This window comes from Mesorhizobium sp. M0862 (assembly GCF_040319795.1).
Lineage (GTDB): Bacteria > Pseudomonadota > Alphaproteobacteria > Rhizobiales > Rhizobiaceae > Mesorhizobium.
Genome location: NZ_JAMYOJ010000007.1, coordinates 156,442 through 180,250 on the forward strand (window position 1 = coordinate 156,442; position 23,809 = coordinate 180,250).

A 23,809-nucleotide genomic window follows, 5' to 3' on the forward strand; every position below is an offset into this window, starting at 1 on the left:
CGGTTTTCGGAATAAGATCATGCTCCACTAAGAATTTTAAGTTCCGTCGCGATCTGTTTGGCTGCGATCCGCCCCATCACGATGGCGCCTTCGACATAGCCCGGGAATGACGGCGACAGTTCCGACGATGCGAAATGAACAGGATCTGCGCCGGCACGGATCGTGCGCTCGGCATCCCGTGCCGTCACATCGACAATAAGGTCGCTGTAGGCGCCGCCGCTCCAGCGGTCATCGATCCAGTCGCGCTGGCTGAAATCGACAATGTCGGCTGCCTCCGGCCCAAGGGCATCAACGAGCCTTGCCGTGACCTCCGCACGCAACGCCGCGTCCGCGAGCGGACGCCAATGCAAGGCCAGCGGTCCGCCGACGAAGACGACCAGCGCAGCATGTTGCGCATCCTTGCTGGCGTCACAAGCGAACAGGCCCGGCAGGTCGCGCCACATCACCATGCCGCAGAGGTCGCGCTTGCGCCAGAACGGCGTGGGATAGCGCACCAGGATCTTGATCACCGCACCGCTTTCCCAGACGCCGAGCGCCTTTGCGAGAGCTGGTGGCAGAGCGGGCGCGAAATCCAGCTTCGCGGCCCTCGCCGGCGGCAGCGCGACCAGCACTCTTCGCGCTTCGATGGCGCTGCCTGCCGAGACGGCACGAACCCCTTGCGGCCCGTGCTCGATGCGCGTAACCGGCTCGTTCAGCCGAACGCTATCGCCGAGATCTCCCGCCATGTCCTCGGCCAGCGACTGCATGGTTTCGAGCAGCGAATATTGCAGCTCGGGCACCTCGTTGGTGATGCGGCGGTCATTGTCGATGAGGTACCACAGCGGCACCTTGTCCATCGCCAGGCACCACAGGCCTTCGATCATCGAGCGGAAAGCCGTCTTGGCGTCAGTGGGATCATGCTGGCATTCGAGCCAGGCGGCAGCGCTCATGCCGGCGATCGAGGGATCGTCCGGCTCGATCGCATTCATCCGCTCGCGGATTGCCATCGCGCCATGATAGGTCCGTTCGGCCTCTTCGACCGACAGCGATGGATGGGTGATGAAATCGCCATTCACATAGGTTTCGACGAAGGCCTTGCCACGGGACGCGGCCAGCGCCGTCACCTCCGGCATGTCTTCGCAGAAAAACTGGCCGCCGCTGTCGATGCGCTCGCCAAGCCCGTTGCGAATAGCCTCGACCCTGCCGCCGACGCGGTCGCGTGCTTCGAGCAGCACGACATCGATGCCGGCCTTTCTCAGCTCAAGCGCAGCCGACAGGCCCGTGAAACCGGCGCCGACGATGACGACATCGGTTCTTTCAGTCCTGTCGCTCAATAGCCGGCCTTGATCTTCTCGAATTCCGTGACCATGCGCTGCTTGAGCTCAGGCGGCACCGGCTGCTGGAACAGCGTCTTGTCCAAGAACTTGTCGAGATTGTCGAAGCCACGGTCGCTCAGCACCTGATGGTCGATCGCGGCCATCCCGGCGCTGTTGCCGTGGCCGTAGCCGAAGGTCTTGACCAAGTAATCGGAAACGGCATGCGCGTTGACCGCACTGAGGAAATCATAGGCCTGATCGAGCTTGCCCGGCGCATCCTTCATCAGCACATAGCCGCACACCCAGGTGGATATGCCTTCCCTGGTGTCGCGGTTCATGGCGATCGGCATGCCTTGGCCCTTGAGCGTCACGAAGGTCTCATTCCAGCCCCAGACGAGGTCGACCTCATTGCCGGTAAAGGCCTGGTTGAGGTCGGTGTCGTCGGTCCAGTAAAAGCGGATGTTCTTGTGGACGTCACGCAGGAAGGCGGACGCCTCCTGGAACTGCGCGTCGGTCATCTTGGTCCAGTCCTTGAGGCCGATGACCAGGCTGGCCAGCGCATAGGCGTCATCGACATTGTCGCCGATGGTGACGCGGCCCTTGAATTTGGGATCGGCGAAAATCTTCAGCGACTGCGCTTCCTCCGCCGTGACCTTGTCGGTGCGGTAGAGCAGCGAAGTGTTGCCCCAGTCGAACGGCATGAACCAGGCCTTGCCGTCGGCGGTGACGGCGAGATCCTTCATCGCCATGATGCCGGGATTGAGATCCTTCCAGCCGGCGATCCGCGAGGTGTCGAGCGGTTGCAGAATGCCGGCCTCGCGCCACTTGGTCACGCTTTGCGAGCAGGGGTGGGCGATGTCGGCCTTGAAGCCGGCGCGCATCTTCTGGAACGCTTCCTCCTCGTCGCCGAAGAAAGCAAAGGTCGGCTCGGCGCCGTATTTGGCGGTGTAGTCGGGGTGCAGCAACGGATCTTCATAGCCTGACCAGTCGAACACGACGAGGTCGCCGCCGCCTTCGGCATGAGCAAGCACGGCGCCGGCGCCGACTGTAAGAGCAGCGGCAAGGGCGAGGCGGCGAAGCATGGAATTCATGGCGCGAAACTCCTCATCGCGAAAAGCGGCCGGGCGACGTTACGGAATTTCAGCGGCCTTGGCGAGACCGTCTGCCCGGCGCACTGACAGGCAGACGGAGGAGGCCGGACAGAGCTTTAGTAGCCTGCCTTGATCTTCTCGAATTCGGCGATCATCTTGAGCTTGAGCGACGACGGCACGGGCGATTGGAACAGGGTCTTGTCGACGAATTTCTGCACGTCGTCATAGCCCTTTTCTTTCAGGATCGCCGGGTCGACGCCGGCCATGCCCTTGGCGTTGGCCTGGCCATAACCCCAGTCCTTGACCAGCACCTTGGCGGTCTCGGGATCGTTGATCGCGTTGAGGTAGTCATAGGCCTTGTCGACATTGCCGGGTGCGTCCTTGAACAGCACGTAGCCGCAGACCCAGGTCGAGATGCCTTCGTCCGTATCCTTCTTGGACTTGATCGGCACACCGGCAGCGACGGATTGTACTGTGGCATCGTTCCATGCCCAGGCGAGATCGACCTCGCCGCCGCTCAGCAACTGCACGACGTCGGTGGTATCGGTCCAGTAGGAGCGGACATTTTTGTGCACCTGACGCAGGAAGTCGGAAGCCTGCTTGAACTGGTTGTCCGTCATCTTGGTCCAGTCCTTGAGCCCGATGGCAAGGCTGGCCAGCGCATAGGCGTCGTCGACATTGTCGCCGATTGAGACCCGCCCCTTGAACTTGGGGTCGGCGAAGGCCTTCAGCGACTGCACATCCTTCGCGTCGATCTTGTCGGAGTTGTAGGTGAGCTGGGTGTTGCCCCAGTCCCACGGCATGAACCAGGCCTTGCCGTCCGAAGTGGTGGCCAGATCCTTCATCGCCATGATGCCGGGATTGAGATCCTTCCAGCCGGTGATCCTCGAGGTGTCGAGCGGCTGCAGCAGCCCCGCCTCACGCCACTTTGTCACGCTCTGCGAGCAGGGATGGCCAAGATCGGCCTTGAAACCGGAGCGCACTTTCTCGAAGGCTTCGTCCTCGTCGCCGAAGAAGGCGAAGGTCGGCGAGTCGCCGTTCTTCTCGACATATTTGGGGTGAAAGCTCGGGTCCTCATAGCCCGACCAGTCGAACACGATCAGGTCCTTGTCGGCGGCGACCGCAATCGCCGCGGCCGAACCAGCCAGCGTCGCCGTCAGCGCCAATGTCAGTGTCAGGCGTCGGGTTATTCTTTTCATGCTGTTCCATCCTCTTTGTTTTTGATTGTTCGCTCCGGCTTGGATCTGCCGGTTGTTGTCAACGTCCGCTGCCCGGCCGGTAGTGTTTCGGAAAGGCGGCCGACAGGAATTCGTTTGCCGCCTGCAGCGCGCTCTCACGGGTGACGTCCTCGGTCCCCATCATCAGCCGCAGCCACAAGCCCTCCAGCATGGCGCTGAGCGCGAGCGCCATCACCTGCGGCTCATAGGCATAACCACCGCCCTGCTTGAGCGTGGCACAGAGGTCGATGAAGATCTTCTGGTAGGCCGCGTCGCGTGCGCCGCACAGCGCCTGGTAGGTCGGCCGCGACTTGGCCTCGCCCCAGAACGCGCACCAGGCCGCGAGCTTGCGCTTGTTGCAGATCGAACGGTCGAAATCGGCGGCGACCAGCGCCCGCAGCTGCCGGGCTGGATCCTCGCCGGCCTTGGTCAGCGCGACGCGCCAATGCGCCGCATATTCGTCGGCCATATAGGCAAGCGTGGCGACGAGCAGCTTCTCCTTGCTCTCGAAATGGAAGTTGACGATGCCGCGCGACAGGCCGGCGCCGTCAGCGACATCGGCCATCGTCGTTTCCGAATAACCGCGCTTGGCCAGCGAATCGATGGTCGCTTCGATCAGCTGCTGTTGCCTGACCTCCTTCGACGCCTTGCGGCCGCGTTTTTCCGGTTCGGTTTTTCCAGACGTGTCGGAGGATCGCTCTTCGCGCGCTGCAGCTTTCATCGGTGCCGTCATGCTCCACATTGCCGGCTATCCCACCACAGCCGGCTTCCACCCGCGAAGATGAGTGGGACGGTGCTCGCCACTGTCAAGCACCTTCTGCATGGCCTCCCAGGTTCGTATGTTCTTGTCGATATAGGCCGCTCCGACTGCGGCTGCCGCCGTCTGGTAGAGCGGGCCTTTCAGCCTTTCCAGCTCGCCGCGCGCGACCTTGCGATACCAAGAATTGCGGTCTCTGACGGCGACATCGGCAAAGCCGGCGCTGCGCATCGCTTGCGCATAGCGTGCCGGCGAGGCCATGGCGAAGGACAGGCCTTCGGCCGCGACATAGGCCTTCATCTCAGATGACGGCTCGCCGTCATGGCCGATCAGCCAGTCGGAGGCGGCAAAGACGCCGCCCGGTTTCAGCACGCGGAAGATTTCGGCAAACAGCGCGTCCTTGTCACGCACATGCAAAAGCGCGTCCTTGGAGAACACAACATCGAAGGCGCCATCGGTGAAAGGCAGCGCTCCGGGTGACGCCTGGATGAAGCTGGCGCGGTCTGAGAGCCCGCGTGCAGCAGCCCGCGTTCTGGCCGCCTCGATCACCGGGCGTCGATGTCGAAGCCGGTGGCATGGGCTGCACCGTGGCGCTCGATCAGATGCAACGCGATGCCGCCGGAGCCGCAGCCTATGTCGAGGATCGTCTTGCGCGACAGGCCTTCGACCACCCGGTCGACCTCGTCGGGTCCGCCCGGCGACAGATAACCCTCGCCCCACAGCGCCTCGAGGAAGCGGATCGCGGCGTCGTCATATTCCGGCTCGCCATCTGCCGTTTCGATCATCAGACTTTAAGTCCCATCAGCCGAATTGCGCAGGTTCGAATGCCGGCAAAGCGTAGCGTATTAACAGGAAAACGCAATATCATTTGTTGAACATTCATTCAGAACGGCTGGACAGAATAGCCGCTGCCGTGCCAAATTCCGCGCATTCGGCGACAAATCACGCGAAAAATGAAGGGTCGAGCACCATGAAGGCTGGGCGCGAATGAAAGCTTGGGATGCGATCGTCATCGGCGGCGGACACAACGGCCTGGTCAACGCCTGCTATTTGCAACGCGCCGGGCTCGACGTGCTGGTGGTGGAAAAGAACGACTGGGTCGGCGGCGCCGCCACCAGCCGCGAGCTGACGCCGGGCTTCCTCTACTCCAACTGCTCCTATGTCTGCTCGCTGTTTCGCCCCGAGATCATGCGCGACCTCGAACTGCCGCGCTTCGGCTTGCAGGTGATTTCCTATGAGGGCGGCGCCGTGTTCACGCGCGATGGCGACTACCTCGCCAACTACCGCGATCACGATGCGCACCGGCGCGAATTTGCCCGCTTCTCCAGGCGCGACGCCGAGGCCTATGACCGTTATTCGCGCGACGTGACGCGGCAGTGCCGCTTCATCCAGCCGCTGCTGATGCGCACCGCACCGGACCCGACCAGTCTCAAGCCGCGTGACCTCGGAGAGTTTCTCTATCTCGGCAGGAAATTCGCCGGCCTGTCATCAGAAGAAATGGCGCTGACGCTGCGCTTCTGGACCATGTCGATCTCGGAATTCCTCGACGAATATTTTGAGACCGATGTCATCAAGGCGAACTTCGCTTTGTCCGGCATTATCGGTACCGCGCTCGGGCCGATGTCGCCCGGCACGGCCTACGTGCTGCTGCACCACTATATGGGCGAGGTCGACGGCTCGGTCGGCGCCTGGGGCTATGCGCGCGGCGGCATGGGCGCTGTCACCAAGGCGCTCGCCGCTTCCTTCGAGGGGTCCGGCGGCACCATCCGTACCGGCGCCGAGGTCGACCATGTGCTGGTGAGCCGAGGCAAGGCCAAGGGCGTGGTGCTGGCCGGCGGCGAGGAGGTCTACGGCAAGCTCGTCGTCTCCAACGCCGACGCCAAACGCACATTCCTGAAACTGGTCGAGGAGAAGGAACTGCCCGATATTTTCCTGCGTCGGGTCAGGAACTTCAAGGTCCGCGGCTCGTCCGGCAAGGTCAACATCGCGCTGGATTCGCTGCCCGATTTCCCGGCACTGCCGAAGGATTCGCCCGTTTATCGCGGCGACATGCATTTCACCGACTCCATGGAGCGCATGGAGCGCGCCTATGACGACTGGAAGGCCGGTCGCTGGTCGGCCGACCCATTCCTCGACATGGTCATCCCAACGACGCTCGACCCGACCATGGCGCCGCCGGGCAAGCATTTCATGAGCTGCTTCGTGCAGTACGCGCCGCCCAAGGTGAACGGCCGCGACTGGACCGATACCGACCGCGACGGCTTCGCCGAAAGCGTGGTCGCGCAGATCGCGGAATACTCGCCGGGCTTCCGCGACCGCATCGTTCACATGGAGGTTCGCACGCCGCGCGAGATCGAAGCCGAGGTTGGGCTGACCGAAGGCAATATTTTCCAGGGCGAGCTGACCTTCGACCAGCTGCTGTTCAACCGGCCGGTGCCGGGCTACGCGCAATACCGTTCGCCGGTCGGCGGGCTCTATATATGCGGATCCTCGACCCATCCCGGCGGCGGCGTCATGGGCGCGCCCGGCCGCAATGCGGCAGCCGAAATCCTGCGCGATCTCGCCAAATCGACCTCCCATATGAGCCCGGCCCATGACGTCATTTGATGCCATCATCATAGGCGGCGGCCATAACGGCCTTGTCGCTGCCGCCACTCTGGCGAAAGCCGGCCGCAAGGTGCTGGTGCTGGAAGCCGCTGGCGATGTCGGCGGCGCGGCGCGCACCGAAGAGTTTGCGCCGGGTTTTCGGGTCTCCTCGATCGCGCATGTGCTGAACCGCCTGCACCCCGACGTGGTGAAGACATTGGAGCTGGAGAAACACGGGCTGCAGGTCACCCGTACAGACTTCATGCCGTCGGTCGCCTTGGCGAAGGACGGCCCGCCGCTTGTCCTGCATGGCGCCTATGGCGAAGTGCTGACCGGCTCCACTCCGTCCGAGCAGTCCGCCTGGAAGGAATTGCGCGCGCAACTCATGCGCTATGCCGGCATCCTGAAACCGTTCCTGTCGCGGCGCCCGCCCGATCTCGGTGGCATGTCGCTGCTTGAAACGGCAGCGCTCGGCCAGACGGCCGTGGCGCTGAAAAAGCTCGGCAAGGAAGACATGCGCGACTTTCTGCGCGTTCTCCTGATGAACGTCGCCGACCTGCTCGACGAGCAGCTTGCCGATATCAGGCTGAAGGGCCTGCTTGCCTTCGACGCCACGCTTGGTAGCCATCTCGGCCCGCGTTCGCCGACCTCCCTGCTCGGCCTCTACTATCGGCTGGCCGGCGAGACCGGCGGTGCGGCAGGGGCACAGATGCTGCCGAAAGGTGGCATGGGTGCGGTCGTCGCCGCGATCCGCGCGGCGGCGGAGAAAGCCGGCGTCACCATCCGCACGGCAGCGCCCGTGGCCAGAATAGTCGTCGAGAAAGGCCGCGCCCTCGGCGTGACCCTCGACGGCGGCGAGGTGCTGCACGCCAGAACGATCGTCTCCGCCGTCAACCCCGCGACGACCATGCTCGATCTCGTCGGTCCGCGCGAGATCGACACGGGTTTCGTGCGCAAGGTAAAAAATATCCGCATGAAGGGCGACGCTGCCAAGCTCCATCTGGCGCTCGATCGGCCACCGCAATTTTCCGGCGTCGACGCCGATAATCACAAGGGCCGTCTGGTCATCGCGCCCTCGGCCGACCATGTCGAGCGCGCCTTCAACCCGTCAAAATATGGCGAGTTCTCAGCCGAACCGGTGATGGAGATCACACTGCCCTCGCTCTCCGACCCCTCGCTCGCGCCAAGCGGCGCCTGCGTGCTGTCGGCGAACGTGCAATACGCGCCTTACGCGCTGAAAGAGGGTTGGGATGCCGGCAAGCCGAAATTCCTCAAGGCTGTTATGGCGCAGCTCGAAGCGTACGCCCCCGGTATCGGCAAGTCCGTGCTGCATGCCGAGCTTTTGACGCCAGCCGGTATCGAAGCCAACTACCGGATGCCGGGCGGCCATTGGCACCACGGCGAATTGCAGGCCGACCAGATGCTGATGTCGCGGCCCGTCTCGGGCTGGTCGGGCTACGACACGCCGATCGAGGGGCTGTTCCTGGCCGGCGCCGGTTCGCATCCAGGCGGCGGCGTTTCGGGTGCTCCCGGTTTTAATGCGGCGCGGCGCATCATAGCGATGAAGGGATGATCGGATGTTTCAGCCAGTCAACGCCGCACTCTACGGCGAAGGAATGCCGTCATGACGAGTCGGGTCAACAACGCCGCCCGCACCACAGCGCAGGGCCATTTCCGCACCTTGCGTCTCGGCACGCCGTTCCAGCCGCGCATCGATGCGGTGGCCAAAACTCAGGACTGGTACAATTGGGCCGGCTATCGCGCGCCGCATTCGCTGTGGGACGAGGAACTCGAATATTTCGCCATCCGCAGCCAGGCGGCTTTGTTCGACATCTCGCCGATGACCAAATACCGCATCGAGGGGCCGGATGCCGAAGCCTTCCTCGATCGCGTCACGCTGCGCGATGTCACCAAGCTGAAACCCGGCCGCGTCCACTACACCGCATGGTGCGACGACGAAGGTTTTGTCCTCGATGACGGCACGCTGTTCCGGCTGTCGCCGACCCGCTTCCGCCTGTGTTCGCAGGAGCGGCACCTGCCCTGGCTGCTCGACAGCGCCATCGGTTTCGAAGTGACCGTCGAGGAAGAGACCGAAAACGTCGCTGGTCTCGCGCTGCAAGGCCCAACCTCCTTCGCCGTGCTGCGCGAGGCGGGTTTCGCCGGCGTCGAGAAGTTGAAGATATTCGACCTCGCCGAGTTTCCGCACGACAGCGGCACCGTAACCATCTCGCGCACCGGCTTCACCGGCGATCTCGGCTACGAACTGTTCGTGCCGGCCGAAAAAGCGCTCAGCCTCTGGGACCGCCTGATGACGGCAGGCGAACTGCGCGGCATCCGCGCCATCGGCTACGCCGCCCTCAACCGCGCCCGGCTGGAAGCCGGCCTGATCGTCGCCAATGCCGACTTCACCACCGCAGACCATGCCATTCGCGCCGACCGTCTGCGCATGCCGGACGAGATCGGTCTCGGCTTTATGGTCGATTTGGGAAAAGGCCATTTCAACGGCCGCCGCGCCATCCTCGAAGCCCGTGCCAAACGCAGGCTGCGCCACATGCTGGTCGGGCTGGAGATCGAAGGCAACATCCCGGCCGAGCACGCCATCGTCTACCACAAGAAGCATCAGGAGGTCGGGCTGGTCAGCGCCGCCATCTGGTCGCCGATGGCCAAGCGCAATATCGCCATCGCCTCGCTGACGCGTCCCTATGGTGATACGATGGTGGAAGACCTCTGGGTCGAGATCTACGCCATGCGCGAGTTGCAGTACCAGAAGCTGATGAAGCGGGCCAAGGTGGTGGCCCGTCCTTTCATCAAGCTCGACCGCCGCACCGCCAATCCGCCGGCGGATTTCTGATCATGGCCGACGAACCGGATGATGATACGGAAGCCGCCGAACAGTGGCAGCTGGTCAACACGCCGCTCGGCGAAAAATGGTCGGGTCGTACCCGCTATGCCGCCGCCATGTACTTCTACAAGCGCGGCGAAATGAGCGCCGAGACGCTCGAAGTCTACCGCATCTGCGCGCGGTTGGACTGGGAGAACCCGCTGCCGATGATCAGGGATCGCGGCGGCCAGGATTGGCTGAAGCGCATGGGCGCTTAAGCCTCAGCCTATGGTTCTTTCGAGAACGTTCAGCCAGTTGCGATAGGCGATCTTCTCGATCAATGCGCGTCCGAATCCGCGCGCGGCCAGCGCATCTATCAGCTTCGGCAAGCCGGCAACGTCGCCGATGACCGCCGGAATCATCGCGCCGTCGAAATCGGAGCCGAGACCGACGCCGTCCTCGCCCAGCGCCTGCAGCAGCGAGTCGACATGGCGCACCATGATGTCGAGGCTGGTGTCCGAGTTCATCCGTCCGTCTTCGCGCAGGAAGCCGGTGGCGAAGTTGAGCCCGACCATGCCGCCGGTCTCGCGGATAGCGCCGAGCTGCCAGTCCGTCAGGTTGCGCGAATGGGTGCACAGCGCATGCACGTTCGAATGGGTGGCGACCAGCGGCGCATCGCTGAGTGCGGCGACATCGCGAAAGCCCTTTTCGTTGAGATGCGACAGGTCGACCATGATCTTGAGCTGATTGCAGGCCTTGATCAGCGCCTTGCCGGCATCGGTCAGCCCCGGTCCGGTATCGGGCGACGACGGAAAGCGGAACGGGACGCCGTGGCCGAAGGCGTTGGGGCGGCTCCAGACAATGCCGAGCGAGCGCAGGCCGGATTCGTAGAGCACGTCGAGCAAGGTAAGTTCGGGATCGATCGCCTCGACGCCTTCAATATGAAACACCGCCGCGATCGAACCTTTCGCCATCGCCTCGCGAATGTCACCGGCACTGCGGCAGACGGTCAGCGCCCCCGCTCGCTCCAGCCGAAACAGGATCGAGGCCATGCCGATGGTGGAATTGAGCGCATCAGCGCGCGGCAGTTCCGGCGGCAACGGCTCATTGTCGCTCGGCGCCGGCGGCACCGCAGAGCGTTTGCTCTTCTCGACCGGCGGTGGAAAGATCGCGAACATGCCGCCGGCAAAGCCGCCCTTCTTGGCGCGCGGCAGATCTATATGACCGCCCTGCGTCCCCTCGATGAACAGCTTTTCGACGTCGGTGTCTTTCGACTGGTACAGTCGCAGCAGCGTGTCGTTGTGGCCGTCGAAGACGGGGACGAGATCGGATTCGGTCATCAGGAAGCCATTCGGTCAGTTGGCAGGAGCGGACGAACCGCAGCGAACTGTGTACTTAGGCAAGAAGGCCGAACTGCGCAAATGCCAGAGAGGCGTTCGCTCTTGTGGCTGAGCGACTCCGACCACCTGCCGGTCCCCGCTGCTTCGCAGCGTCCCGGCGTTCGCCGGCCTTTCATCATGCCACCGGCACGATGAATTCGCCTGCGGCGAACCGGCTGCTCACCCCACAAGGGGAGAAGGGAAAAAGGTCATTGCTTCAGCACATCCGCCCATTCCGGATGGCGGCGGAACTGGGCGTTGGCGAAGGGGCAGAGCGGGATGATCTTCTTGCCCACTGCCCGCGCGTCCTCGACGGCGCGTGTGACAAGCCGAAGGCCGGCGCCCTGGCCGCGAAACACGTCCGGCACTTCGGTGTGATCGATGATGATCTGGTGCTCGCCGACCTTGGTGAAGGTCATTTCCGCCTCGGCGCCACCGGGCCCGCGCAGGACATAACGTCCCTTCGAGCCGCGGTCCTCGAGTTCGATCTCAGGCAATTCGTCAGGCATCGCTTGCTCCTTCAACCGGCGCATCGGCAAAAAGCCGCCTCGCCGCTTCGATCTCGTTTGGTCGAATTTCGTGGCCGCCATCGTGCCACTCCACTGTGACATCGGCGCCATCGGCGCGCAAATAGGCCTCCAGCCGGGATGTCAGGTTGGGCGGGCAGATCGGGTCGCGCTTGCCGGCGGTGACCAGGATGCGGCGTCCGGCAAGGCTGCCCTGCACCTGCGGTTCGAACGGGATCAGCGGGTGCATCAGCACCGCCGCATCGAACAGCTCGGGCGCGGCGAACATTACGGACGCCAGGATGTTGGCGCCGTTGGAATAGCCGAGACCCAAGACCGAAGATGGCCTTGCCGCTATCACCTGCGCCTTGATGAAACCGGCCATCTTGGCGGTCGCCCGCGCGAGGTCGTCCATATCGTAGACGCCCTCGCCGGTGCGGCGGAAGAAACGCGCCGCACCATGCTCGGAAACATCGCCGCGCGGCGATACGATCGTCGCCTGTGGCGCGAGGTCGCGCCCGAGCGACAGCAGCTGGCTCTCGTCCGCGCCGGTGCCGTGAAAGACGAAGAGCAGCGGGCCGCCGGGCGAACCCGGCAGCGTCTTATGGATGTAAGCTTCCTTGCTCATCGTCTCAGCCTTCCAGCTTCTGCAGATGCTCTTCAAGATAGGGCCGCAGATGCTGGTGCTGCGTCGGCAGTTTCAGGGCTTCGCCGAGATGGGCGGTGTCCTCGTCGCGGTCGAAGCCCGGCTCATTGGTAGCGACTTCGAACAGCACGCCGCCCGGCGTTCGGAAGTAGATCGCCCAGAAATAGTCGCGGTCGATCACCGGCGTTACGCCATAACCCGTATCGATCAGCGCCTTGCGCACTTCGAGTTGCTGGGCGCGGTTCTCCACCGCGAAGGCGACATGGTGGACCGAGCCGGCGCCGAGATTGGCAAAGCCCGCGGTAGGCAGCGATTCGATATCTACGACATCAGCGCCGTTGCCGTTCTTGATGGCGAGCCGGCTGACACTGCCGGACTTGTCCACTTGCTCATAGCCCATGAACTTCAACAGCTCTTCCGTGGCGCCACCATCCTTCAATCTGAGCGAGACCGAGTGGAAGCCGCGTATCGCCTCATCAGCGGGAATGCCGCCTTTCAACCATGGCGCGCGGCTGTCCGCCTTGTCTTCAACCAGCGCGAAACCGTCGCCGTCGGGACCGGCGAAGGCCAGCCGCTTCTCGCCGAACGTCTCTTCGCGGGAGACACCCGCAACGCCTTCATCGGCGAAGCGCTTTTCCCAATAGCCGAGCGTGCCGGCCGGCACCGAATAGGCCGTGGTACCGACCTCGCCTACGCCGTGGCGGCCCCTGGCAATGTCCGGGAACGGAAAATAGGTCATCACCGAGCCGGGCGTACCGTGCTCGTCACCATAATAGAGGTGATAGACATCTGGCGCGTCGAAGTTGACGGTCTTCTTGACCCGGCGCAGGCCGAGCTTGTGCGTGAAGAAATCATTGTTCTGGCGCGCATCGCCGGCCATCGACGTCACGTGATGCAGGCCCTTGATCTGGTCGAGCATTGTCTTGCTCCTTCCCTTGGGTTTGCGGCCGTTGCCGCTGTCCACGCCTATATGAGGGGCCGCCCGGCAACGGCAAAGGCGGCAAACTCAGAATGGACTGTATCTTAATAGTGAACAGCAGGAAATTTTCGTTCACCATTTAAGCAAGACTGACAGGCTTGCGCTGCCGCCAAATTCCGGTTCATTGAACGTCTTCCCGACGTGACAGGATAGAGCATTGGCCGCGAAAAGCAGACGCCCGAACATCCTATTGATCTCCTGCGACCAATGGCGGGGCGATTGCCTGTCGGCTGCCGGCCATGCCGTGGTGAAGACGCCGAATGCCGATGCGCTCGCCGCCGAAGGCGTCCTTTTCATGCGGCATTACGGCGGCGCGGCGCCTTGCTCGCCGGCCCGCGCGTGCCTCTACACCGGCCTCTACCAGATGAACAATCGCGTCTGCCGCAACGGCACGCCGCTCGACGCCCGCCACGGCAACATGGCGCTTTCGGCCCGCGCCCTCGGCTATGATCCGACTTTGTTCGGCTACACCGACGTCTCGCCCGATCCGCGCACGATGGCGCCGGGCGATCCCCGGCTGAAAAGCTATGAGGGCGTGCTGCCCGGCTTCAGCGTTCGCCAGTTCCTGCCTGAGCATCAGAAACCATGGCTGTCATGGCTGAAGGCACGTGGCGTCGACACCAGCGCGGGCTCTCCCGGCATTCACCGCCCCGTGGGCGGGGAAGCGGGCGACGCCGTGACCAGCGCGCCGCCTGTCTATTCCAGGGACGAGACGCCGACCGCTTTTCTTGCCGGCGAATTCATTCGCTGGCTGGACGAACAGGATTCGCCATGGTTCGCGCATGTCTCCTTCATCAGCCCGCATCCGCCCTTTGTCGTACCGCAGCCCTACAACACGCTGTATGATCCGGCGGACGGACCGCCCTTCCGCCGTGCCGAGACTTGGCAGGCAGAGGCGCAAAGGCATCCCTATCTGGCTTACGACCTTGGTCGCCGGAAGCGGAGAAGCTTCCGCCCCGGCACCGACGGCCACGTGCGCGACTGGGGCGACGACAACATCCGGGCCATCCGCGCGATCTATTACGGCATGATCTCGGAGGTCGACGCGCAGCTTGGCCGCATCTGGCAAGCGATCAAGACGGCGAATGCATGGGATGACACCATCATCGTGCTGACTTCGGACCACGCCGAGATGATGGGCGACCATTTCATGCTGGGCAAAGGCGGCTTCTTCGACGGCAGCTATCACATCCCATTGATCGTGCGCGACCCACGACGCGGCAATGCAGCCGGCTCGATCGTCAACCACTTCACCGAGGCAGTCGACATCTTTCCGACTTTGCTCGATCTGCTTGACGCCGACGCCCAGCTGCATCTCGACGGCCGCTCGCTAAAACCGTTCCTGCAAGATGAACCGCCTAAGGATTGGCGCGACGCGGCGCATTGGGAGTTCGACTTCCGCTCGATTGCCAGCGGTGAGGCCGAACGGCATTTCGGCATCGGCTCGCGCCAGTGCAACCTCGCCGTCATCCGTACGGAAAAATTCAAATACGTGCATTTCGGCGGCGGCCTGCCGCCGCTGCTCTTCGACATGGGCGAACTGGCCAACGTTGCCGCCGACCCGGCCTATCTCAGCGTGCGGCTTGAATTTGCCGAGCGGCTGCTTGCCTGGCGCGCCGAGCATCTCGACCAGTCGCTGGCGCTTGCAGAGCTGACGGACGAGGGGGTGGTGGGTATGTGGGTAGGCGGTAGGCAGTAGGCAGTAGGCAGTAGGCAGTAGAATGTTCCTGGCGGCCTGGTGCCTGATCGCCTAGTTTTCGCCTACTGCCTAATCCCTACTGCCTATTCCCTTACTGTACCATCATCCGCTGCTGGTCGCGCTTCTCGGCATAGCTGCCCTTGTCATAGGCGGCCTGCGCCTGCAACTGCTCCTTGGTGAAGTTGGTGTAGAGATATTTGTTGCCGTCCTTGTCGGTCATGAATTTGAGCTTGTCCATGCCGACCGCGACCTCCTTGGCGCCGATGCCTAGAAAGCCGCCGACATCGATGATGACGGCATCCGGCTTGCTGTCGGGCGTGAGCACGACGTCGCCGATCTCGCCGACCTTGGCGTCGTTGGCGCCATAGACGGTGGTGCCCTTCAGGTCGTCGCCTCTGATGTTGCCGACCGGCATTTCGGTCAGTGTCGACTTGTCGATCGCTGCCGTTTGCGTCGGATCGGTGGCTTTTGTACCGGCCGGAGCTTCCGCGGTCTTGTCCGCTGGCTGAGCATTGTCAGCCGGTGCAACGGCCGTCGGGGCAGCGGGAGCAGTCGGCTGCGTTGCGTCGGAGGTTGTCGTCACCGGCGCCGGATCATAGGGCTTGCGGTCGAAATCAGGCTGCGCCTGCAGTTCCTCCTTGGTCGTCTGCGCCACCAGCCAGCGATCGCCGTTCTTTTCGGCCCACCGCGCCTTGGCGAAATCATAGGTGACGTTCTTTTCACCCATGCCGAGGAAGCCGCCGACGCCGATCACCAGCGACTGCGCCTTGCCATCCTTGGTCAGCACGATGTCGTTGACGTCGCCGATATTCTGGGCATCGTCGCCAGTGCCATTGTAGACATTCTCGCCGATGATGTTGGTTGCGAGATTGCCGTCAGCGCGTTTCACCGCGGGTTCTGACGGCGCGGCGTTGAGATCAACCGGCTTCTGCGGGTCGTTCTGCGCCGTGGAAGCAGGCGCCGAGGCCGGATCGTAGGGCTTACGGTCGAAGTCGGGCAGCGCCGTCAACGCTTCTTTCGTCGTCTCGGCGACGAGCCAGCGGTCACCATTCCTCTCGACCCATTGCAACTTGCCGTAGTCGAAGGCGACGTTCTTGCTGCCTATGCCGAGGAAGCCGCCAACGCCGATAATGGCGGATTTCGCCTGGCCGTTTTCATCGAGGACGACGTCGCTGACGTCACCGATCTTCTGCGCATCGTCGCCAGTGCCATTGTAGACGGACTCGCCGATGATATTGGTCATCAGCGCGCCCTCGGCCTGTTGCGGCGCCGGCGCGATGGTAGCAGGGGCTTCAGCCGGCGCTGGGGTCGTCGCCGGGGCCGTCGTTGACTGCGCAAACGCACCGGTAGCGATCAGCGTTGCGAGTGCAGTCGTCGCGAACAGTGTGCGGATCATGATTAAGTCTCCTCTTGCGTGATCTCATGCGCGCCGCAATCGGCAAACCACTTGCCGGGAGACCGAAGGCGGCGCCTCCAATGGGATCACAACGTTGTGACAAGGCGCTTGTTCCGAAAAAACGGGAGCATCGAAATACCCTGGGCAAGTCCGCGGAATCGCCCGACATTCCCGCCCGGCCGATGGAACCTTTGCCAAGCTTGCCCGTTTCAGCCTGCGGCTGGCATTCCGGCCTTTAAAAAAGAATACGGAGCGGGGCATGCGATTTGCAGCGGTGCTGAACCGGGACGGCGGCACCTTGCGGACCACCGATCTTTCCGCGCTAACGGACCGCATGCGCCAGACGCTCGAGGCGGCTGGTCACTCCATCGATATCGACATCGTCGCCGGCAAAGAGATTGTCGCGGCGCTCGACAAGGTCGCCGCGCGGCGCGACATCGACGTCGTGCTGGCCGGTGGCGGCGACGGCACCATTTCGGCCGCCGCGGGGCGGCTGATGAATGGCAAGAAGGCGCTGGCCGTCCTGCCTGCAGGAACAATGAACCTGTTCGCCCGCGGCCTTGGAATTCCGCAGACCATCGATGGCGCGCTGAAGTCCTTTGCCGACGGCGAGATCATGGCGGTCGATATCGCGAGCGCGAATGGCCGGCCGTTCGTGCATCAGTTCTCGATCGGCCTGCACGCCAGGATGGTGAAGCTGCGCGACAATATGGAATTCGCCTCGCGCTTGGGAAAGATTCGCGCTTCGGCCAAGGCCGCTTGGACGACGATCAACAATCCTCCCGCCATGAAGGTGACGTTGACGGTCGGCGAAGCCGAGATCGTGACCCGCATCAGCGGCATCGGCATTTCCAACAATCTGTTTGGCGAAGGCCATCTGCCTTATGCCGACAATCCTGCCGGCGGCGTGCTCGGCATCTATGTCACCGTGGCGCGGCAGCGTGGCGAGTTGGTCAGGGCGCTCTTCGACATGGCTCGAGGCAGGTGGCGCGACAGCGATCATGTCGAAACCCATCAGGCCGACAAGGCAATCGTGAAAATCCATACAGGGAGCAAGAAATTCGGCGCCGTCATCGACGGCGAACTGGTCAAGCTGGAGCGTGAAACGACAATCCAGATCCACCCTGGCGCACTGAACGTCCTGGTTCCGGCGCAAGCCGCCCAGGCAAAGGCCGCCTGATGCGATTACGAATGACGAGGAAAACCCTAGCCGCCCGACTGCCCCTCGCCGGCTGGCGCGCTCTGGTTGGCCGGCGCGGTCTGGCCGGTGGGCTGCCCCTGGCTTTCAGGGCTATCTGGATCGATCTTTTGGCCATAAATCTCGGCCGCTCCCCAAGCAATGAAAGCCAGGAGCAACGCGGCGACCAATATGCGCAGGCCGTGCCAACCCCAGCGCCCCTGACGGGCTTTGTTTTCAGGGGCGATCTTGGTCATTGGCGGCGTTCCTATCGTGCAGCCGGGATGGTGGATGAAACCATCGCCGGCGAAACATGGTGGGGTAACGATTGCTTGCTACAAAAGTTCCGGCGCGCGACGGCCGCGCAAGGTGCGCGCCACCGCGGGTGGGGCCTGCAAGCGAGGGGGCTTGGTGGATAGCAAGGTGACGAAGCAGGCTGGTTTGCCGGTTGAGGTCCGCCGCGCCGTGGCGGCGCCGGAGCGGCTTGCCGTACTGCACGGGCTTGACGCGATCGACACCGACTCCGATCCCGACTTCGATCGCATCACCGGCCTTGCCGCCGCCGTGATGCAGGCGCCGATCGCGCTCGTCACGCTGCTCGACACCGAACGACAGTGGTTCAAATCCTGTGTCGGCTTCAACGAGACCGAAACCGCGACCGACATATCGTTCTGCGCCCATACCATTGCCGCCGGCGACGAGCCGATGGTGGTGCCGGATGCCAGCATCGACCCTCGCTTCTCCCGCAACCCGCTGGTCACCGGCGAACACCATGTCCGCTTTTATGTCGGCGCGCCGATGGTGGTCGCCGGCGCGCGCGTCGGCACGGTGTGCGTATTCGACCGGGAGCCGCATGAATTTCCGTCCGCTGCCGCGCTCGATCATTTGAAATCGCTGGCCAGCCTCGCCGCCAGCCTGTTTACCCTCAAGGACGCCACCCGCAGCGGCGCCATTGCCACGGCTGCTTTGGCGCAGGAGGAAAAGCGCCGAGCCATAGCGCTCGATGCCGCCTCGCTCGCCAGTTGGGCCTGGGATATCCGCACCGACATGATCGAATGCGACGTGCGTTTGTCGGAGCTGTTCAACCTGCCGCGTTCGAACCGGCTGCGGGCGCGCGACATTTTGGCCGCCATCGACCCGCGCGACGTCTACCAGACCGAGACGCGCTTTCGCGATGCCCTGACCGGCAGCGACGACTATTTCGGCGAATACCGGGTCAAAGGCTTCGATCCGCCGCGCTGGATAGTCACCCGCGGCCGCGTCATCGAGCGCGACGGCGAAGGCAAGCCGACGCTTATCTTTGGCGTCAACTACGACATCTCGGAACGCAAGCTCGGCGAGGACCGGCAAAGGCTGCTGCTGCGCGAGCTCAACCATCGGGTCAAGAACACGCTGGCGACGGTGCAGGCGCTGGCGACGCAGACCGTTCGCCACGCTCGCCGCCCAAGCGAATTCCTGGAAGCCTTCGGCGCCAGGCTGCAGGCGCTGGGCGCTGCCCATAACCTGCTGTCGGATCGCGAATGGCGCGGCATCGGTATTCGCGAACTGATGCAGATCGAGGTCAAGCCGTTCGATTCGGCAGAACGGCCGCGCATCGTGATCTCCGGTCCGGAGCTGCTGCTTTCGCCCGACCAGGCGGTGGGGCTCGGCCTGATCATGCACGAACTGGCCAGCAACGCGCTGCAATACGGATCGCTGTCGGTTGGCTCGGGGAAGGTCGATGTCGACTGGAAGGCGGCGGGCAAGAAAGGCGCGCGCCGCCTTGTGCTGACCTGGAGCGAAAGCGGCGGGCCGAAAGTCGACCCGCCGGAACGCCAGGGCTTCGGCTCTATCCTGATCCGCCGCAGCCTCGCCAAGGTTTTATCGAGCGAAGTGACCCACGAATTCCGCAGCGAAGGCGTGTTCGCCGAAATATCGATGCCGCTTGAAGATCTGCCGGCTTAAAGCAATTTCAGAAGTGCGAAGCGGTTTTCCCGGGAACAGCGTATCAGCGCGACGCGCTTTAGTCGGCTTCGCTGTCTGGATCGCCCGGATCCGGTTTGACGTTCTCGCGGTAGATGGCATAGGCCGCGAGCGCGATCATCGGGCCGAGAATGACGCCCTTCCCGCCTTTCCCCTTGAGCAAGGCCGGCAGCACGGCAAGCGCCGCGGTGATACCGAGCGCCTTCAGGTCGGCATTGCGCCTTCGCGCACGTCGGCGCGCACGCGTTCCGGCCGCAAGTTGATGAATGAGCACGATAAGCCCGGCCGTTACCAGGAAACCGGCCGCGAAGCCAAGACAGGCGGCCATCGAGCCATAACGGTCAGCCGCCCAGATGTAGGCCGCCCCCAGGAGAAACCCGAGGCCGCACAGGGCAGCCACGGCGGCGAGCCCGTAGACGATTGCCGCCGTGCGCGCGCGGCGCATGGCGGCAATGGCTTCACCCGAGGCCAAGGCCGAGATAAGCGGTGCCAGCATGCCCATCTCTGTCGAAACTAGCGCCGGGCAAGAAGCGCAAACAGGAAGCCGACGCCGGCCGCGATCGCCAGTGAAGTGACCGGCTTCTCGCGCACATTGGCCGTGATCTGGGCCTCAAGATCCTTGGCGTTGCCACGCAGGCTGTCGAAGACGGCTTCGCCCTGCGCGCGCAACTGGTCGACGCCTTCGGCAGCAGCGCGCCGCGCCGTGCCGTAACCATGTTCGCCGGTCTTGGCCAATTGCTTGGTCAACTTTTCGATATCCGCCTTCAACTGCCGAATGTCGGCTTCCAGGTCGGCGTTCGTCTGACTTTCGTTGGCGGTTTTTCCTGCGGCAGTTGCCATTCTAAACTCCTTGCGTTTGCTTGGCTTCAAACGCCCGACACACGTCATGGTTCCGAAATCGGAGACCGTATCCATGAAAGGGTGTTTGCAAGTGCGAGTCCAGCCCCAGATGGAGGCCTGCCTGTCAGATCAGCGGCCGACGGCCTTCGCTTAGGCCCTCCCAGCGCGCGAGATCCTTCAGCCCCTCCCCGTCGATCACTTCGCAACCGCCGTCGCGCCAGGCGATCAGCTTGCGATCGATGAGCTTGCGGATCGTCTTGTTGGTGTGGACCAGCGACAGGCCGAGCGTATCGGCGACATGCTGCTGGGTAATCGGGATTTGCACCGGCGCCTTGCCGTTGAGCCCGACTGCCGCCGCGCGGCTGGCGATGAAGGCAATGAGATAGGCGGTGCGCTCGACCGCCGTACGCCGGCCGACGCTGAGCAGGTTCTCGTCCAGCATGCGCTCCTCGCGCGACGCCAGCCAGGTAATGTCGTAGGCAAGGCCCGGATGGTTGCGGTAGAGCTCGTGCAGGTTTTCACGCTCGAAGACGCACAACAGCATGGGCGACAGCGCCTCGACCGAGTGCTGCATTTCGCCCATCAGGCTGCCCTGCAGCCCGATAAGATCGCCGGGCATGGAGTAGTTCAGGATCTGGCGCCTGCCGTCCGACAATAGTTTGTAGCGGAAGGCCCAGCCCGAAAGCACGGTGTAGAGATGAGCACTTTGGCTGCCTTCGACCAGCACTGTGGCGCCCTTGTCGACGGCCAGTTCGCCCTTCTTGAACATGCTGACATAGGCAAGCTCCTGCTTCTCGAATTCCCGGAACACCGGCAATGGCCGAAGCGGGCAGATCTCGCATGGGTACTGACGGCTGGAAAACGAACGACCATTCTGGCCAGACATTTCGATCCCTCTTTCGAACGTCTCTTGCCAGAGACTGAGTGCTACGCTTTTGCAAGGCCGCGGTTCCGCTGCCGATGGCATGTCTTTTTTAAATGACAGGATGGCAAATAGCGATCATGACTCGCTACACTCCACTGAGGCGAATTCGAAGCCCGCTTGTGGAGTAGAGCCGGTGGGCGAACTTTTCGGATTAAGGCCTGACCGATCCCCCAAGGTCCGCGATGCGGTTGACTGGAGTCACTGTACCCGATGCTGCAAGAATTGAGGAGAGATTGCCAAGTGCCGCCATTGCTTGAGGGATTGCGAATTCTTGTCTTGGAGGATGAATTCCTGATCGCCATGGATGTCGAGCAGCTTTGCCGCGACCATGGCGCGAACGACGTAGTGATTGCCCGCGCTCTGGCCGAGATCGATGAGCAGAAGGTCGTTGGCGAGTTCGACGCCGCTATCGTGGACCTCATGCTGGGCGGAACGTCCACACTCGATTTTGCCGCGCGGTTGCGCCAATCGGGCCTGCCGTTTGTCTTTGCCTCCGGCTATTCGGACCCCGATGAGATCAAAGGGTCTTTTCCCGGCATCCGCCTGGTCACCAAGCCCTATTCGGGGACCGATCTCGTCGAGGCTCTGGCGGCGGCCTGCGGCCGCGCGCCAGTCTGAGATATCTTCGATGGGTATGTGTAGAGAGCCCAGGCCCGCAAACGGGGCCTCCGCCGTCAGGCAGCGTTTGAACCCGTCACCTGGGACGAGATCGCGTCCGGCCCGTATTCGTCTTCGCCGGAGATTTTGAGGATCTCCTGCAACCGCGTGCGGGCCCGGCTGACCCGGCTTTTGATCGTTCCGACCGCACAGCCGCAGATTTCGGCGGCCTCTTCATAGGAAAAGCCTGAAGCGCCGATGAGGATGATGGCTTCGCGCTGGTCCTCGGGGAGTTGCTCGAGCGCGCCGCGGAAATCCTTGAGGTCAAGCTGGCCGTGCTGAGCCGGATGAACGGCAAGCCTGGCCGTCATGATGCCGTCGCTGTCCTGCACCTCGCGGCCGCGCTTGCGCATCTGGGAATAGAACTCGTTGCGCAGGATGGTGAACAGCCATGCCTTGAGATTGGTGCCGGGCTGAAAGCTCTCATGCTTGTCCCAAGCCTTGACCAGCGTCTCCTGCACGAGATCGTCGGCCTTGTCGGCATTCTGCGTCAGCGACACGGCAAAGGCCCGCAGGCTCGGGATCGAGCCGAGCAGGTCGGTCTTGAACCCTTGTGAGACAGCTGCCATGCCTCAGTCCTTCTTCTGTGCAGGTTCGGCCTTTTCCAGTTGGCTGAGCAACTGGGCAAAGCGATCCGGCACATTGTCCGAGACCAGCTCGTCATAATATTGTTTGAGTTTGCGGCCGATTTCCGAATTCGCCCCGAGCGGGTCGCCGGAATTGGCCCGGCGCCTGTCAGCGGCGCCAGCCAGCGTTTCTTTATTCATGTCCTTCACTTCGCCCTTAAATCCAGCGCCCCGAGCCGCCCCATTACACAACACAAAGCGGCCCCCTCGTCTGGTTGCCCATCGCACCACAAACGTCGCCCGTACGGTTTCGTTCCACAAGTCTCGGAACTTTTTCGCAAAACCGGCGTTTGGGTGTTGGGGCTTGCAATCAGCTTGACCTGCAATCTATGCAATCACGTCATCTGAGGGAGACGTCTACCATGAGCCTTTCCGCAACCATCGCTCCGCACCTGCCGTTCCTGCGCCGCTTTTCACGCGCCGTATCCGGATCGCAGGAGAGTGGCGATGCGCTGGTCGCCGCGATGCTCGAAGCCATCATCGCCGACGTCGACATCTTCCCGCAAGCGTCAAGCGACCGCATCGCGCTCTACAAGGTATTCGCCAAACTGTTCACCTCCATTGCCATCCGCGTTCCGCAGGAGCAGGCACAATCGGCATGGGAGCAGCGCGCCGCCGCCAATCTGAACGCCATTGCGCCACGGCCACGCCAGGCTTTCCTGCTGGTCGCGGTCGAAGGCTTCGGTGAAGACGAGGCAGCTGAAATTCTCGATGTCGACGCCAAGGAATTCTCCGAACTGCTTGCCCAGGCGAGCAATGAGATCTCTCGCCAGGTGGCGACCGATGTGCTGATCATCGAGGACGAGCCGCTGATCGCCATGGACATCGAGGAAATGGTCGAGAGCCTCGGCCACCACGTGGTCGGAACCGCGCGCACCCATACCGAGGCGGTGGCGATGTTCGGCAAGACAAGGCCGAAGATGGTGCTGGCTGACATTCAGCTTGCCGATGGCAGCTCGGGTATCGATGCGGTCAACGAAATCCTGTCGTCGACTTCGGTGCCGGTAATCTTCATCACCGCCTTCCCCGAACGTCTGCTGACCGGCGAGCGGCCTGAACCGGCCTTCCTCGTCACCAAGCCGTTCAATCCCGACATGGTAAAGGCGCTGATCAGCCAAGCGCTGTTCTTCGACCGGCAGGCCAAGGCCGCCGCGTGAAGTAGGGCCTTCAATCTCCAACTTTTCGCCGCCTCGCAGCGTTGGCGGCACTGGCGATCGCCTAACCCGGCGATCGGCGGCTGCCCGTCGCGC

26 protein-coding genes are annotated in these 23,809 nt (G+C 63.0%); 9 read left to right on the top strand and 17 right to left on the bottom strand.

Features of this window, described 5'->3' with window-relative positions:
• Positions 1-17: 17 nt before the first annotated feature.
• The 6 genes from NKI15_RS13250 to NKI15_RS13275 all read right to left on the bottom strand — a co-directional run bounded on the left by NKI15_RS13250 (position 18) and on the right by NKI15_RS13275 (position 5,145).
• The gene (locus NKI15_RS13250) at positions 18-1,313 is read right to left on the bottom strand and encodes a flavin monoamine oxidase family protein (protein ID WP_023715004.1); all 1,296 of its coding nucleotides are present in this window, start codon (positions 1,311-1,313) and stop codon (positions 18-20) included.
• On the bottom strand, positions 1,310-2,386 hold the full coding sequence (locus tag NKI15_RS13255) for an extracellular solute-binding protein (protein ID WP_023742923.1): 1,077 nt from the start codon (positions 2,384-2,386) through the stop codon (positions 1,310-1,312). The genes NKI15_RS13250 and NKI15_RS13255 overlap by 4 nt, the downstream gene beginning before the upstream one ends.
• Before the next feature lie 116 nt (positions 2,387-2,502).
• On the bottom strand, positions 2,503-3,585 hold the full coding sequence (locus NKI15_RS13260; RefSeq protein WP_023708596.1) for an ABC transporter substrate-binding protein: 1,083 nt from the start codon (positions 3,583-3,585) through the stop codon (positions 2,503-2,505).
• A gap of 58 nt (positions 3,586-3,643) precedes the next feature.
• A complete protein-coding gene (betI, locus tag NKI15_RS13265; protein WP_023708595.1) occupies positions 3,644-4,324 on the bottom strand; it encodes a transcriptional regulator BetI in 681 nt (226 codons plus the stop codon).
• Positions 4,325-4,351: 27 nt separating this feature from the next.
• Entirely contained in the window at positions 4,352-4,909 is a 558-nt protein-coding gene (locus NKI15_RS13270) for a methyltransferase domain-containing protein (protein WP_245261175.1), read from the bottom strand.
• Positions 4,906-5,145 carry a class I SAM-dependent methyltransferase gene (locus tag NKI15_RS13275; protein WP_245271003.1) on the bottom strand — a complete coding sequence of 80 codons (240 nt, stop codon included), beginning with the start codon at positions 5,143-5,145 and terminating at the stop codon, positions 4,906-4,908. The genes NKI15_RS13270 and NKI15_RS13275 overlap by 4 nt, the downstream gene beginning before the upstream one ends.
• A gap of 202 nt (positions 5,146-5,347) precedes the next feature.
• Here NKI15_RS13275 and NKI15_RS13280 point away from each other — a divergent pair, with 202 nt between their 5' ends.
• Genes NKI15_RS13280 through NKI15_RS13295 form a run of 4 tightly spaced genes read left to right on the top strand, consistent with a single transcriptional unit; the run spans position 5,348 to position 10,045 of the window.
• Entirely contained in the window at positions 5,348-6,967 is a 1,620-nt protein-coding gene (locus NKI15_RS13280) for a phytoene desaturase family protein (protein WP_023708594.1), read from the top strand.
• Positions 6,954-8,519 (top strand): phytoene desaturase family protein, encoded by a 1,566-nt coding sequence (locus NKI15_RS13285; protein ID WP_286440133.1) that lies wholly within the window; start codon positions 6,954-6,956, stop codon positions 8,517-8,519. The genes NKI15_RS13280 and NKI15_RS13285 overlap by 14 nt, the downstream gene beginning before the upstream one ends.
• 51 nt (positions 8,520-8,570) lie before the next feature.
• The gene (locus tag NKI15_RS13290) at positions 8,571-9,797 is read left to right on the top strand and encodes an aminomethyl transferase family protein (protein ID WP_023708592.1); all 1,227 of its coding nucleotides are present in this window, start codon (positions 8,571-8,573) and stop codon (positions 9,795-9,797) included.
• A gap of 2 nt (positions 9,798-9,799) precedes the next feature.
• Positions 9,800-10,045 (top strand): hypothetical protein, encoded by a 246-nt coding sequence (locus tag NKI15_RS13295; RefSeq protein ID WP_023708591.1) that lies wholly within the window; start codon positions 9,800-9,802, stop codon positions 10,043-10,045.
• A gap of 3 nt (positions 10,046-10,048) precedes the next feature.
• Here the strand turns inward: NKI15_RS13295 and NKI15_RS13300 are convergent, their stop codons facing one another.
• The 4 genes from NKI15_RS13300 to NKI15_RS13315 form a co-directional block, all read right to left on the bottom strand.
• On the bottom strand, positions 10,049-11,107 hold the full coding sequence (locus NKI15_RS13300) for a dipeptidase (protein WP_023708590.1): 1,059 nt from the start codon (positions 11,105-11,107) through the stop codon (positions 10,049-10,051).
• Between the two features lie 248 nt (positions 11,108-11,355).
• Positions 11,356-11,655 (bottom strand): GNAT family N-acetyltransferase, encoded by a 300-nt coding sequence (locus NKI15_RS13305; RefSeq protein WP_023683956.1) that lies wholly within the window; start codon positions 11,653-11,655, stop codon positions 11,356-11,358.
• Entirely contained in the window at positions 11,648-12,280 is a 633-nt protein-coding gene (locus NKI15_RS13310) for an alpha/beta hydrolase (protein ID WP_023708589.1), read from the bottom strand. Before NKI15_RS13310 ends, NKI15_RS13305 begins: the two co-directional genes overlap by 8 nt.
• 4 nt (positions 12,281-12,284) lie before the next feature.
• Complete coding sequence (locus tag NKI15_RS13315) at positions 12,285-13,217, bottom strand: VOC family protein (RefSeq protein ID WP_023670085.1); 933 nt, start codon at positions 13,215-13,217, stop codon at positions 12,285-12,287.
• 217 nt (positions 13,218-13,434) lie between these two features.
• Here NKI15_RS13315 and NKI15_RS13320 point away from each other — a divergent pair, with 217 nt between their 5' ends.
• Complete coding sequence (locus tag NKI15_RS13320) at positions 13,435-14,976, top strand: alkaline phosphatase family protein (RefSeq protein WP_352514785.1); 1,542 nt, start codon at positions 13,435-13,437, stop codon at positions 14,974-14,976.
• 91 nt (positions 14,977-15,067) lie between these two features.
• On the opposite strand, the gene NKI15_RS13325 is transcribed toward NKI15_RS13320, so the two are convergent.
• Positions 15,068-16,372 (bottom strand): PRC-barrel domain-containing protein, encoded by a 1,305-nt coding sequence (locus NKI15_RS13325; RefSeq protein WP_352514786.1) that lies wholly within the window; start codon positions 16,370-16,372, stop codon positions 15,068-15,070.
• Between the two features lie 259 nt (positions 16,373-16,631).
• On the opposite strand from NKI15_RS13325, the gene NKI15_RS13330 reads away from it, so the two are divergent.
• Complete coding sequence (locus NKI15_RS13330; protein ID WP_023696423.1) at positions 16,632-17,552, top strand: diacylglycerol/lipid kinase family protein; 921 nt, start codon at positions 16,632-16,634, stop codon at positions 17,550-17,552.
• 26 nt (positions 17,553-17,578) lie between these two features.
• On the opposite strand, the gene NKI15_RS13335 is transcribed toward NKI15_RS13330, so the two are convergent.
• The gene (locus NKI15_RS13335; RefSeq protein ID WP_023706301.1) at positions 17,579-17,806 is read right to left on the bottom strand and encodes a hypothetical protein; all 228 of its coding nucleotides are present in this window, start codon (positions 17,804-17,806) and stop codon (positions 17,579-17,581) included.
• 166 nt (positions 17,807-17,972) lie between these two features.
• Here NKI15_RS13335 and NKI15_RS13340 point away from each other — a divergent pair, with 166 nt between their 5' ends.
• On the top strand, positions 17,973-19,493 hold the full coding sequence (locus NKI15_RS13340) for a sensor histidine kinase (RefSeq protein WP_502898690.1): 1,521 nt from the start codon (positions 17,973-17,975) through the stop codon (positions 19,491-19,493).
• A 58-nt stretch (positions 19,494-19,551) separates the two neighbouring features.
• Here NKI15_RS13340 and NKI15_RS13345 read toward each other — a convergent pair whose 3' ends face one another.
• The 3 genes from NKI15_RS13345 to NKI15_RS13355 form a co-directional block, all read right to left on the bottom strand.
• Positions 19,552-20,013, bottom strand: coding sequence for a hypothetical protein (locus tag NKI15_RS13345; protein ID WP_023706299.1), 462 nt, complete (start codon positions 20,011-20,013; stop codon positions 19,552-19,554).
• 11 nt (positions 20,014-20,024) lie between these two features.
• Entirely contained in the window at positions 20,025-20,351 is a 327-nt protein-coding gene (locus NKI15_RS13350) for an ElaB/YgaM/YqjD family protein (protein ID WP_023670092.1), read from the bottom strand.
• Between the two features lie 124 nt (positions 20,352-20,475).
• Positions 20,476-21,237, bottom strand: a complete 762-nt coding sequence (locus NKI15_RS13355) for a Crp/Fnr family transcriptional regulator (protein ID WP_023670093.1) — start codon at positions 21,235-21,237, stop codon at positions 20,476-20,478.
• A 339-nt stretch (positions 21,238-21,576) separates the two neighbouring features.
• Here NKI15_RS13355 and NKI15_RS13360 point away from each other — a divergent pair, with 339 nt between their 5' ends.
• A complete protein-coding gene (locus NKI15_RS13360; RefSeq protein ID WP_050485906.1) occupies positions 21,577-21,894 on the top strand; it encodes a response regulator in 318 nt (105 codons plus the stop codon).
• 56 nt (positions 21,895-21,950) lie between these two features.
• Here NKI15_RS13360 and NKI15_RS13365 read toward each other — a convergent pair whose 3' ends face one another.
• On the bottom strand, positions 21,951-22,502 hold the full coding sequence (locus NKI15_RS13365; RefSeq protein WP_023670095.1) for a sigma-70 family RNA polymerase sigma factor: 552 nt from the start codon (positions 22,500-22,502) through the stop codon (positions 21,951-21,953).
• 3 nt (positions 22,503-22,505) lie between these two features.
• Positions 22,506-22,700, bottom strand: a complete 195-nt coding sequence (locus NKI15_RS13370) for a NepR family anti-sigma factor (protein ID WP_027050766.1) — start codon at positions 22,698-22,700, stop codon at positions 22,506-22,508.
• Positions 22,701-22,921: 221 nt separating this feature from the next.
• Between NKI15_RS13370 and NKI15_RS13375 the strand changes: the two genes are divergently transcribed.
• Positions 22,922-23,716 carry a response regulator gene (locus tag NKI15_RS13375; RefSeq protein ID WP_023670097.1) on the top strand — a complete coding sequence of 265 codons (795 nt, stop codon included), beginning with the start codon at positions 22,922-22,924 and terminating at the stop codon, positions 23,714-23,716.
• Positions 23,717-23,809 lie beyond the last annotated feature (93 nt).

Coding starts and splice junctions, on each gene's coding strand:
- NKI15_RS13365 (WP_023670095.1), bottom strand. CDS start 22,502: ATGGCAGCTGTCTCACAAGGGTTCAAGACCGACCTGCTCGGCTCGATC.
- NKI15_RS13370 (WP_027050766.1), bottom strand. CDS start 22,700: ATGAATAAAGAAACGCTGGCTGGCGCCGCTGACAGGCGCCGGGCCAAT.
- NKI15_RS13290 (WP_023708592.1), top strand. CDS start 8,571: ATGACGAGTCGGGTCAACAACGCCGCCCGCACCACAGCGCAGGGCCAT.
- NKI15_RS13275 (WP_245271003.1), bottom strand. CDS start 5,145: ATGATCGAAACGGCAGATGGCGAGCCGGAATATGACGACGCCGCGATC.
- NKI15_RS13330 (WP_023696423.1), top strand. CDS start 16,632: ATGCGATTTGCAGCGGTGCTGAACCGGGACGGCGGCACCTTGCGGACC.
- NKI15_RS13355 (WP_023670093.1), bottom strand. CDS start 21,237: ATGTCTGGCCAGAATGGTCGTTCGTTTTCCAGCCGTCAGTACCCATGC.
- NKI15_RS13260 (WP_023708596.1), bottom strand. CDS start 3,585: ATGAAAAGAATAACCCGACGCCTGACACTGACATTGGCGCTGACGGCG.
- NKI15_RS13285 (WP_286440133.1), top strand. CDS start 6,954: ATGACGTCATTTGATGCCATCATCATAGGCGGCGGCCATAACGGCCTT.
- NKI15_RS13295 (WP_023708591.1), top strand. CDS start 9,800: ATGGCCGACGAACCGGATGATGATACGGAAGCCGCCGAACAGTGGCAG.
- NKI15_RS13255 (WP_023742923.1), bottom strand. CDS start 2,386: ATGAATTCCATGCTTCGCCGCCTCGCCCTTGCCGCTGCTCTTACAGTC.
- NKI15_RS13375 (WP_023670097.1), top strand. CDS start 22,922: ATGAGCCTTTCCGCAACCATCGCTCCGCACCTGCCGTTCCTGCGCCGC.
- NKI15_RS13350 (WP_023670092.1), bottom strand. CDS start 20,351: ATGGCAACTGCCGCAGGAAAAACCGCCAACGAAAGTCAGACGAACGCC.
- NKI15_RS13335 (WP_023706301.1), bottom strand. CDS start 17,806: ATGACCAAGATCGCCCCTGAAAACAAAGCCCGTCAGGGGCGCTGGGGT.
- NKI15_RS13305 (WP_023683956.1), bottom strand. CDS start 11,655: ATGCCTGACGAATTGCCTGAGATCGAACTCGAGGACCGCGGCTCGAAG.
- NKI15_RS13360 (WP_050485906.1), top strand. CDS start 21,577: ATGGATGTCGAGCAGCTTTGCCGCGACCATGGCGCGAACGACGTAGTG.
- NKI15_RS13325 (WP_352514786.1), bottom strand. CDS start 16,372: ATGATCCGCACACTGTTCGCGACGACTGCACTCGCAACGCTGATCGCT.
- NKI15_RS13280 (WP_023708594.1), top strand. CDS start 5,348: ATGAAAGCTTGGGATGCGATCGTCATCGGCGGCGGACACAACGGCCTG.
- NKI15_RS13345 (WP_023706299.1), bottom strand. CDS start 20,013: ATGGGCATGCTGGCACCGCTTATCTCGGCCTTGGCCTCGGGTGAAGCC.
- NKI15_RS13310 (WP_023708589.1), bottom strand. CDS start 12,280: ATGAGCAAGGAAGCTTACATCCATAAGACGCTGCCGGGTTCGCCCGGC.
- NKI15_RS13315 (WP_023670085.1), bottom strand. CDS start 13,217: ATGCTCGACCAGATCAAGGGCCTGCATCACGTGACGTCGATGGCCGGC.
- NKI15_RS13300 (WP_023708590.1), bottom strand. CDS start 11,107: ATGACCGAATCCGATCTCGTCCCCGTCTTCGACGGCCACAACGACACG.
- betI (WP_023708595.1), bottom strand. CDS start 4,324: ATGAAAGCTGCAGCGCGCGAAGAGCGATCCTCCGACACGTCTGGAAAA.